Below are 2,578 nucleotides of genomic sequence, written 5' to 3'. Positions count from 1 at the left end.
TCGGGTCTCGAATCTCGAACTCCAGTTCAACCGCTTGCTCCGACTGCAGGAGCGCCGTTTGCTCCATCGAATATATCGTGTCAGCAATTAAGTCACAAAGTTCAGATAATACAGACTGGAATGTATCTCGATACCCGGAGTTTGTCTGCGTATACACATTTAGCACACCATAGAGCGCGTCTTCATGCTTAATAGGGATACTCAAGACTGACTGGAACCCCTGTTCAACCGCCACCGTCCGCCAGCCGCCCCGCTGGATATCGGCCGCTGTATTTGAATAATAGCACGCCCCCCGAGACTGTAGAGCCGCCACAGATGGTTCTGGATCCGTTTCTCCATCCATTGAGAGAGATACATCGCTGAGATAGGTTCCCCCAAGGCCAGCTTGTGCTTGGGGTGTTACTACATCTGTTTCGAGGTCAACACGACCGATCCATGCAAAATCAATCAGATTTGACGCAACCAATCGCTCGCAGACCGACTGCTCAAGGTCGGCTCGCGTCTCTGTCTGAACAATGTCACGGGTTATCCCCCGGATCCGTTCATTAACCGACTCAACCTCCTGTAGTTCTTTGCGTTGGGTTTTGAGATGCTGCTCACGTTCAGCTCGTTCAAGTGCTGTTGCAACCGTGGCACTCAGCGTCTCAGCGAGGCTAACAGTCCACCCGGAGAATACATCAGGTTGGGGGTCGCCGGCTACCAAAACCCCATGATCAGCGACTGGAATAGCTACCTTACTCCGCATATTTCGCTCGAAGTCAGACGCTATCTCACCTGCCTCGACATCATCGACAACCACAGTCTGGGCCTGCTTAATTGCCTGCCACTCAACACCGCTTCCCGGATCAAGAACGGGGGGCTCAGAAGATTCGGCCGCAGTCTTGGATACTTCGGGTAGAAGTTTCCATTTCTTCTCCTCAAAGCTATAGAACGAGACAGTTGGAACGTCCAGTAAGTCGGCTAAGGTTTCGACAGCCTGCTGTTTCACATCTCGTTGGGTTTCGGCGTCAAACAACTCTCGGGTTACATCATTAAGCGCGGCTAGACGGCGCTGGTACTGACGTTCATCGGTGATATCACGAAGAATCCCGTACGCAACGTCTTTGCCATCCAGTGTGACGGTCCTGACACTGACTTCAACCGATATTCTCTCGCCGTCCTTTGTCATAATCTGATAGGGCGAGCCGTCAGGAAGCGTCCGAAGTGTACCCTCCTCTTGGACTGCTCTCCGGAAAGTTTCATCATAGGCTTCGGCCTGACCCTCCGGTCGGAGTATCTCCTTACTATGGCCAACAATTTCATCCGCTTGATATCCCAATAGCTTCCCAACCGCCTCATTCGCTTCGATGAGCTCACCCGTTGTACTGTCCACAACAATAATTGGGAGTGGGGCCAAGTCAAGAAGCGTCTGATACTGCTTTTCAGCCCGCTGTTGAGCCCGTTCCCGCTCTTTTCGCTCGGTGACATCTCTGAAGTAAATATCGATCCCACCGTGATCATTCGGGTACGCCTGCACGTCGAACCAGCTATCGAGTCCTTGGTAATAGTCAACGAACGATACCATCTCCCGAGTCTCCATTACCTCGCGGTACTGCTTTTCGAATGTCGTTCCTTGTATATTGTCAAACACTTTCCAGAAAGTCTGGCCAAGAACGTCATCTTCCGATATATACGCCAACTCTCCTCCTTGGCCACTGAGAAATTCGAACTGCCAATCAGCGTCCAGTTCGATGATTCCGTCTGTCACACGGTTAATTATCTGTTGTTGCTTGCGTTTTAGCTGTTCACGTTCGGTAACATCTGTAATGAATCCTTCAATTATCGGGTCGCTCTCTGAGACTGGTAGGACACGCTTCCCACGTTCCCACATCCACCGTTGGTCGCCGTCAGACGTGACAGTTCGATATGTTATCTGGAAGGTGTTGTTCTGTTGTATACCTTCCTGTGCGGTCTCCCACACCTTGTCACGATCGTTTGGATGAATGATTTCTCTCCCCCACAACATCTCATTAGACTCGAATATCGATTGGCCATATCCAGTAAGTTCCTTGCAGTTTCCTTCGACAGTGTCCATCGGCCATCCCTTCTCGTTCCGGCATCGATAGGCTATCCCAGGGAGATTGTCGATGAGCGTCTCACGCCGTCGCTGCTGTTCTTTACGTTTGGTTATATCTCGTATGCTTACAATAATACCGTTGACATCCGGATCGTCAGTAAGATTACGGGCAGAACTCTCGACCCAAACCCATCCACTGTCTTTTGTTTTCGCACGGTACTCGTATAATTCGGTGGTTCCACTCTCAGTAACGGTTTCGTGGAATTCTCTTTTGATCCGGCTACGGTCGTCAGGATGGACATACTCGAATCCCGAGTCTCCGAGTCGCTCATCGGATCCATAGCCGAGAATTTCAGTGACTCTGGATGAATCGTACTTGATAATACCGTCTTTATCAACAAGACAGATAAGTTCTGAGACACTTTCTAAAAGTGCTTCGCGTTGTTTGAGTTCTACTTCTCGCTGTTTTTGTTTGGAGACATCACGGGCAGTAGTGTGCATATATACATCGCCATCGATCTG

General features: G+C 50.2%; 1 protein-coding gene. It reads right to left on the bottom strand.

The window, feature by feature from the left end; all coding sequences use genetic code 11:
• On the bottom strand, positions 1-2,557 hold a 2,557-nt coding region (locus tag DP106_RS14905), incomplete at its 3' end, for a PAS domain S-box protein (protein WP_133305187.1).
• Positions 2,558-2,578 lie beyond the last annotated feature (21 nt).

The sequence above is a fragment of the Halonotius pteroides genome (assembly GCF_003605635.1).
Taxonomy (GTDB): domain Archaea; phylum Halobacteriota; class Halobacteria; order Halobacteriales; family Haloferacaceae; genus Halonotius; species Halonotius pteroides.
Note: the sequence above shows the minus strand (reverse complement) of the source record. Positions and strands in the feature narration are given on the sequence as shown.